Genomic DNA, 7,026 nt, shown 5'->3' with positions numbered 1-7,026 from the left:
CAACCCCTCCCCCGAAGTTGGGGGAGGGGTCGACGGCCGTTGCGAGGAACGAGCAAAAGGCCGGCGGGGGAGAGGGCCCGCGTCGCGAAGCGACGCGATCGGCTGCTCCCATCTGCCGGCGTGGTTTGCCGAGCGTGTTCGGCCGACGCCCCGCCCCTCACCACGGCAGGTTGCCCATCACCAGCCGCGCACCGGAGACGGCGAACAGGAGCGCGAACACCACGGCCAGCGTGCGCGGGTTCAGCCGCCGGTTCAGCGTCGTGCCCCATCGCACCGAAAGCAGCGTGCCGGCCACCAGCGCCAGCCCGACCCCGAAGTCCACGTATCCTACGCTCCACCCGGGGCGCACGGGCGACGCCGGCCCGTCCACCATGTACGCAGCGACGCCGCCCAGGCTCGTCGCCGTGACGATGGCCAGCGACGTCGCCGCCACCCGCTTGAGCTCCAGGCGCACCACGTGGATCAGCAGGGGAACGCCCACCACCCCGCCGCCCACGCCCAGCAGCGCGGAGAACACGCCCATGGTCGCACCCACACCCGTGGTCACCGGCAGGGACAGATGCACCGGCCGTTCCGGCGCGTCCGCACCCTCCACCGCGGGCCCCGGCGTGCGATACAGGCGCCAGCCGGAAACCAGCAGCAGCATGCCGAACGACAGGCGCAGCCAGCGCGGGTCCAACTGGTCGGCCACCTGCGCGGCCGCCACCGCCGCGAGCGCCGCCGCCACGCCGATGGGCACGGCCGCGCGCCACACCACCAGCCCCGTGCGCCCGAAGGCCCACGCACCGAGAACGGACGTGGGCAGGATCACGAACAGGCTGGTGGCGTGCGCCGCCAGCGTGGCCACCTCCGGCGTCAGCCGCACCCCCGCCCATGCTGCATGGGCATAAAAAAGGTAGAGGAAGGGCACCATCAGCACCCCTCCTCCAATCCCCACCAGCCCCGACAGCAGGCCGGTGAGCAGTCCGACGCCAAAGGCCGCGGCCAGGGCCGCCGGGTCCATCAGCGGCGGCCGGCCGCCTCCTGGCGCACCGCCGACTGCGGCTGGCGCTGCACCGCGCGCAGCAGGGCCTGCTGCGTGGGCGCGCCCTGCAGCAGGCGGATGGCCTCCTGAAGGACGCGGTCTTCCGTGTCGTCACGCCGCGCCGCCACCGCCGCCCCGAACTTGCTGCGGGCGATCTCCTCCGTCAGCTGCGCGTCGATGAAGCGCTGGGCGCCCTGGTAGACCGCCCAGCTCATCGTCACGCCGTTGGCCTGCAGGCGGTCGTAGAAGGCGCGCCGCATCTCCGGCGTGATGGCGAAGTCCGGCCGCAGGTTGGGCTGGCTGCGCTCGTAGGCCACCGCGTAGCTGAACAGCGCGTCCTGGAACTTGGCCGCCTTGGACGAAGCCGCCTCGAAGAAGGCCTTTTCCGCCGCGTTGGCCGTGTCCTGCCGCACCACCAGGTCCGGCACGATGCCGCCGCCGCCAAAGACCGTGCGGCCGCTGTCCGTGCGGTACGGCACGCGCTTGGTCGTGTCCGCCGCCACCGGCATGCCGTCCGCGCCCACGGCGTCCGGCTGCTCCTCCATGGCCATCTCCTGCCCGGCGCGGTGCTCCTTCTGGATGCTGCGGCCCACCGGCGTGTACCACTTGGCCGTCGTCATCTTCAGGAAGTTGCCGCCCGAGAGCGGGAACAGCGACTGCACCGAGCCCTTGCCGTACGTGGTGGTGCCCAGCACCACCGCGCGGTCGTGGTCCTGCAGCGCGCCGGCCACGATCTCCGCCGCGCTGGCGCTGAAGCCGTCCACCAGCACCGCCACCGTGAGTCCCTCGTACGACTCCGGCGTGCGCGCCGCGTACGTCTCGCTCTCGCGCGGGTCGCGGGCGCGGGTCTCCAGGATCTCCTGGCCGCGGGGCAGGAACAGGTCGCTCACCCCCACGCCCTGGTCCAGCAGCCCGCCCGGGTTGCTGCGCATGTCCAGGATCAGCGAGCGGGCGCCCTGCGCGCGCAGCGTGTCGATGGCCGCGCGCAGCTCGTCCGTGCTCGTCTCGCTGAACATGATCAGGTTGGCGTACCCCACCCCCGGGGCGGCCATGTAGACGTACGGCACCGACTTCAGGTGGATGACCTTGCGCGTGATGGTGAAGCTGATGGGCTGCGCCACGCCCACGCGCTGCACCTTGAGCGTCACGTTGGACTCCGCGGGGCCCTTGAGCCGGCGCACCGCCTGGTCGTCCGTGAGCCCCTCGGCGGTCTGGCCGTCGATCTCCAGGAACCGGTCGCCCACCCGCATTCCCGCCGCCTCGGCCGGGGTCTCGGGAAGGATGGCCACGGCCGTCACCCAGCCGTCGCGCGACGAGATCTGCACGCCCAGGCCGCCGTACTCGCCGGTGGTCTGGCGGTGCAGGTCCTCGTACTCCTCCGCCGACATGAAGGTGGTGTGCGGGTCGCCCAGCTCCGTGAGCATCCCCTCCACGGCCTTTTCGTACAGGTCGGCCGAGGAATGCGGCTCCACGTACCGGCTCTCGACGTAGTTGATCACCTCGTCGAAGATGCGGGCGCGCTGAAACACGCTCTGCTGGCCGCCCACGCCGTTCTGCAGCAGCCAGCCGCCCGATACGAGGGCGACGCCGGCCACCATGGCGGGTGCGACTACGGTACGCTTGAGCTTCATCGGACCTCCGGTACTCCTCGGGAAGACCCCTGTGAAAGGGACCCGCGCTGTGATGCTCCCGGCGCAGGTCCCGCTACCCGCCTGATAAACCGTCCCGGCAGGAATGTTTCTGACGCTCCGTGCGCCCTAACCCGCCGCTCATGCCCTTGTCCGCGCATTCCTGCTCCCGCGGGTGGAAAGCAAGGAACAGGCCTGATTTACGGCTACGCTGGATGGGGCGTGCACGCTGTGCTCCGGCGGGCTGTGCTCCCTCGCCCCGCACATCCACCGCGAGCTGGATCCCGGGTTCCTGTCTCACGCGGAGCAGCGCGGAAAGGCTGTATCGCTTCCTGAATTTCTCGTGCAGAGCGAGAAAAAGATCTCAACGCAGAGTTCGCAGAGTAGAAAAGAGAGTTCGCAGAGAAAAACTCAATCTGTTCTCTGCGTTTTCTGTTCTCTGCGAACTCTGCGTTCAAATATCCTTGGCCGTGCGCCTGCAAGCACCCATCCCCGCAATCGCACGTCCAGAATCCGCTCCGGCTTGCTCCCCAACGCGCGAGCGCCGGGGCGGCGTTACCGCTCCCGGCGCTGCGATCCGATGGGTCGCTTTCTACGTCAGGCCCGCGGAGGCTCAGCGGCCCAGCAGCGCCAGGGAAAAGGACACGCGCCAGAACGACTCTTCCAGCCCGGCCGCGTCGCCGCCGCGCATGCCGCGCTCGCCGCTCAGCTCCAGCGCCGCGGCACCGCCGCCGAACAGCACGCCCAGGCCGCCCGTGACCGCGCGCTCCTCGGGGAACTCGGAGTCCGCGCTATAGCGGAAGGGGAGCTTGGCGTAGCGGCCGCCCACGCGCAGGGGGATGGGCCGGCCCAGGAAGCGGATCCCCTCGTATTCCAGGCCACCGGCCACCTGCAGGGCGTCCTGCGCCCCGCCGCCGTACCCCGCCCCGCCGCCGGAGCCGCCGTCGCTCAGCAGCTCGTCGTTCATGGACGACCACTGGCCAAAGCGCACCGACAGGGCCGCCAGCGTGCGCTGCGTGACGCGCGCGCTGGCGCCCACGTCGAACGTGACGGGGAGCGAGTAGGTCCCGCCCGTCACGCCGGAATCCGCCGGCTCCGCCTTGAGCTGGCCCCCGCCCGTCACGGCCGCCGAGACGCTCACCGCGTTGCCCCGCCAGCGGGCGCCCGCGCTGTAGCCCAGCCCCTGCCACGTGTAGTCCGTGCCCTGCAGGGCGATGTTGGGCAGGCCGCTGATCGTGCGCAGCGTGCTGTCGCGCAGCGCGCCCGTGTAGATGTCCAGTCCCGCGCCCACGTCCACCCGCGGGAGCACCCGGTAGCCGCCGCCCAGGCGCAGGCGGGCAGCGCCCCCCTCGGAGCGGAACACGTCCGTCACCAGGCGCTTCTGGCCGCCCAGCTGGATGCTGTCCAGGCGGCTCACGGCCCAGTTCTGGTCCAGCACCGCCGCGTATCCCACCGTGGCCACCAGCCGCCCCGTGATGGGGAACGCGGCCTGGATGGCGGGAAAGCGCGAGGTGGAGAAGTCCTCGTCGCGCCCGGCGGACTGCGACGAGACGATGTCACCCTGAAAGGTGACGGACAGCCCCGCCGCGGGAATGCCCACCACGGACGCCGGGTTGATGAGCGACAGGTGCGGGTCCGGCAGCCCCGTGGTCAGGCCGCCCAGCCCGCGGGCGCGGGCGTCCAGCCCCTCCAGGGGGTAGCCCAGCCCGCGTGCCGAAAGCCCGGACTGCGCCCGTGCCGCCGGGGCGGCCAGGAGGGCGAGCGCCGCCACGGTGGCGGCGCATACGATGCGAGAGCGGCTCATGGCAGTGGGCGGCGGGCGGGAAGCGTGTAGATGATGCGCAGCCGGGGCTCCGCGTCGAACCGTGCGACGCCGAACGTGGGCGGCTGGGTAAAGCCCACCAGCTCGCTCACCAGGGCGAAGGTGCGCGGCAGCGTGTCGGCCAGCGCCAGGCTGCGGGCAAGGTTGCTGATGGGCAGCACCACCAGCGAATCACCCTCCACGAAGCTGTGGATCTGCGTACGCTGCAGGTCGTCGCCCAGCACCCGCGCGCCCAGGGGCGCCGTCCGGCCCAGCCCCACCTCGTCCACCAGCCGCAGTGACAGGGGCACCGGTCCCAGCGGGTCGAACCCGTTGGGCACGTCCAGGGGCCGCAGCAGCAGCGACACCTCGTTCAGCAGCACGTCGCGCAGGGGCACCGTGCCGCACACCACGCCCAGGGCGCAGTTGGGCACCGGCTGGTCCGGCCGCAGCTCCAGGAGCGTGCGCGCCGAAAGCACGCCGCCCACCGAGATCACCCCCGGGTCCGTGGGCTGCTCCGGCGTGTACACCGTGGTGCGGTCCGCCGCGGAGCCCAGGTTCTGCACCAGGATGGTGTCCGGCAGGGCGCTGTCCGGCCGGACGCCGATGCGCAGCACCATCTCGAAGATCTCCAGCCGCCCGCCCACCGTGCTGGTGGTGACCACCACGCCCTCGCCCGTGAGGGTGTCGGCCAGGGACGCGACGGACGCGCCGGTCAGGGCCAGCACCAGCGTGTCGCCCGCGGCCGAGTCGCCCGCGAAGGTGCCCTCGGCCAGCAGCGCCCCGCGGGTGCCGCCCGGCTCCGTCCACGCCCGCTCCACGGCGCCCGTGTCCACGGCCGTGGTCCACGTGGCGCTCGTGCGCTCCCACTCCTGGGCCGCCCGCCACACCTGCACGGTCACCGGGCCCGGCGTGCTGGCCGCCGTGTCTACCCGCAGCAGGAGCGTGCTCGTGGTGTAGTTGAACGCGCGGTCGCGCTTCTCCACCCCGTCGCGGCGGTAGGTCACCTCCGTGGGAAAGGGGCCGAATCGGGCCAGGGCGTGGGCATTGAGCCCCTCGTCGAACTGGTTGGCCACCACCACGGCCGACAGGTCCGACGCGCGGGTGTAGCCGGCGTAGGTCCCCAGGACGCGGAAGAACTCCGACGCGGGAAAGATCACCTCGCGCGTGACGGGAGTGGCCCCCGGCGGAAAGTTGTCTTCGCCCGTGAACGTGGGCGTGTCGTCCGTGCAGGCGGCCGCCGACAGCGCCAGCGCGGCGAGCAGGCCGGAAAAGAGAATACGGCGTTGCATCCGATGCAGAGAGATCACGGGTCGTGCTGGTGGCGGGCGCAGAAGGGATTTCGCGTCCGCAAAAAACCACGGCGGCCGGGGCCGGACGTCCGGCCGTAGCCGCCGCGGGTGTGCCTGTTACGCGCGGCCGGGGCTCCGCGTTCCGTCCACGTACACGCGCGGCAGCCGCGCGCCCAGCCCGGTGAGGACCTCGTACGAGATGGTGCCGGCCTTCGCGGCCACCTCGTCCACCCCGATCTCCTCCCCGCCGTCCCGGCCAAAGAGGGTCGCGACGTCGCCCGCCCCCGCATCCGGGACGTCCGTCAGGTCCACGACGGTCATGTCCATGGAGATGCGGCCCAGGATGGGAACGCGGCGCCCGTGCACCAGCGCCTCGCCCCCGGTAGAGCCCAGCGCCCGCGGCAGCCCGTCGCCGTAGCCGATGGCCAGCGTGCCCCACCGCTCCGGCCGGCGCGACGTGTAGGTCGCGCCGTATCCGCAGCTCCATCCCGCCGGCACGTCGCGGACGACGGCGATGCGGGCCCGCAGCGCGGCCACCGCTTCCGGCATGGCCCCCGGCCCCGCCGATCCGCCGTAGAGAAAGATCCCCGGGCGAACCAGGTCCAGCCCAAAGCCGTTCCTGCGCAGGGCCGCGGCGCTGTTGGCGCTGTGGATCGTCCTTCGCTCCACGCCGTCGCGCGGGGGCGGCAGTTCGTCCAGTGCCTGCAGAAAGCGCTGCTCCTGCGCGTCCGTGGGGCCCAGGTCCGGCTCGTCCGCGGAATGGAAGTGCGTGAAACACCCTTCCCACTCCAAAAGGTCCGCCGCGAGCGCATCCACCTCGCGCCCCCATTCAGCGGCCTGCGCGAACGGAAAGCCGGCGCGACCCATCCCCGTGTCGATCTCCGCGTGGAACGCCAGGCGGCGTCCCCTCTCGCGGGCCGCCTGGGCCCAGCGTCGCACGCCGTCCAGGTCCGAAAGGGCCAGGGTAAGGTCCGCGTCCGCGGCCCGGTCGAACTCGCCGGGGGGCGCGGGGGCAAACACGACGACGCGCCCGGTCCATCCCAGGGCGCGCAGCTGCTCCCCCTCCTGCACCGCGGCGATGCCGACGGCCCACAGCTCATCCGCGGACAGTTCCGCGCGGACCATCTGCAGCACCGCCTCCACGCCCAGCCCGTAGGCATTGGCCTTGAGCATGGGGACCACGGACGCGCCCGGCCCGGCCGCGTCCTTGACGCGGCGCAGGTTGCGCCGGAGCGCCGCTTCGTCCACCTCTACCCAGGACCGCGAAACCACCGTTGACGG

At 72.2% G+C, this 7,026-nt stretch carries 5 protein-coding genes; all 5 read right to left on the bottom strand.

Features of this window, described 5'->3' with window-relative positions:
• Positions 1-157: 157 nt before the first annotated feature.
• The 5 genes from VLK66_RS14350 to alr all read right to left on the bottom strand — a co-directional run bounded on the left by VLK66_RS14350 (position 158) and on the right by alr (position 7,017).
• Positions 158-1,003: a sulfite exporter TauE/SafE family protein gene (locus VLK66_RS14350; RefSeq protein ID WP_325310121.1), complete on the bottom strand. Its 846-nt coding sequence runs from the start codon at positions 1,001-1,003 to the stop codon at positions 158-160.
• Positions 1,003-2,655, bottom strand: coding sequence for a S41 family peptidase (locus VLK66_RS14345; protein WP_325310120.1), 1,653 nt, complete (start codon positions 2,653-2,655; stop codon positions 1,003-1,005). The genes VLK66_RS14350 and VLK66_RS14345 overlap by 1 nt, the downstream gene beginning before the upstream one ends.
• 610 nt (positions 2,656-3,265) lie before the next feature.
• Positions 3,266-4,456, bottom strand: coding sequence for a hypothetical protein (locus tag VLK66_RS14340; RefSeq protein WP_325310119.1), 1,191 nt, complete (start codon positions 4,454-4,456; stop codon positions 3,266-3,268).
• Positions 4,453-5,745 (bottom strand): hypothetical protein, encoded by a 1,293-nt coding sequence (locus VLK66_RS14335; RefSeq protein WP_325310118.1) that lies wholly within the window; start codon positions 5,743-5,745, stop codon positions 4,453-4,455. Before VLK66_RS14335 ends, VLK66_RS14340 begins: the two co-directional genes overlap by 4 nt.
• 117 nt (positions 5,746-5,862) lie before the next feature.
• The gene (gene alr, locus VLK66_RS14330) at positions 5,863-7,017 is read right to left on the bottom strand and encodes an alanine racemase (protein ID WP_325310117.1); all 1,155 of its coding nucleotides are present in this window, start codon (positions 7,015-7,017) and stop codon (positions 5,863-5,865) included.
• Between the last annotated feature and the right edge of the window lie 9 nt (positions 7,018-7,026).

The organism is Longimicrobium sp. (assembly GCF_035474595.1).
Lineage (GTDB): Bacteria > Gemmatimonadota > Gemmatimonadetes > Longimicrobiales > Longimicrobiaceae > Longimicrobium.
This window is presented reverse-complemented; position numbering and strand designations above follow the sequence as displayed.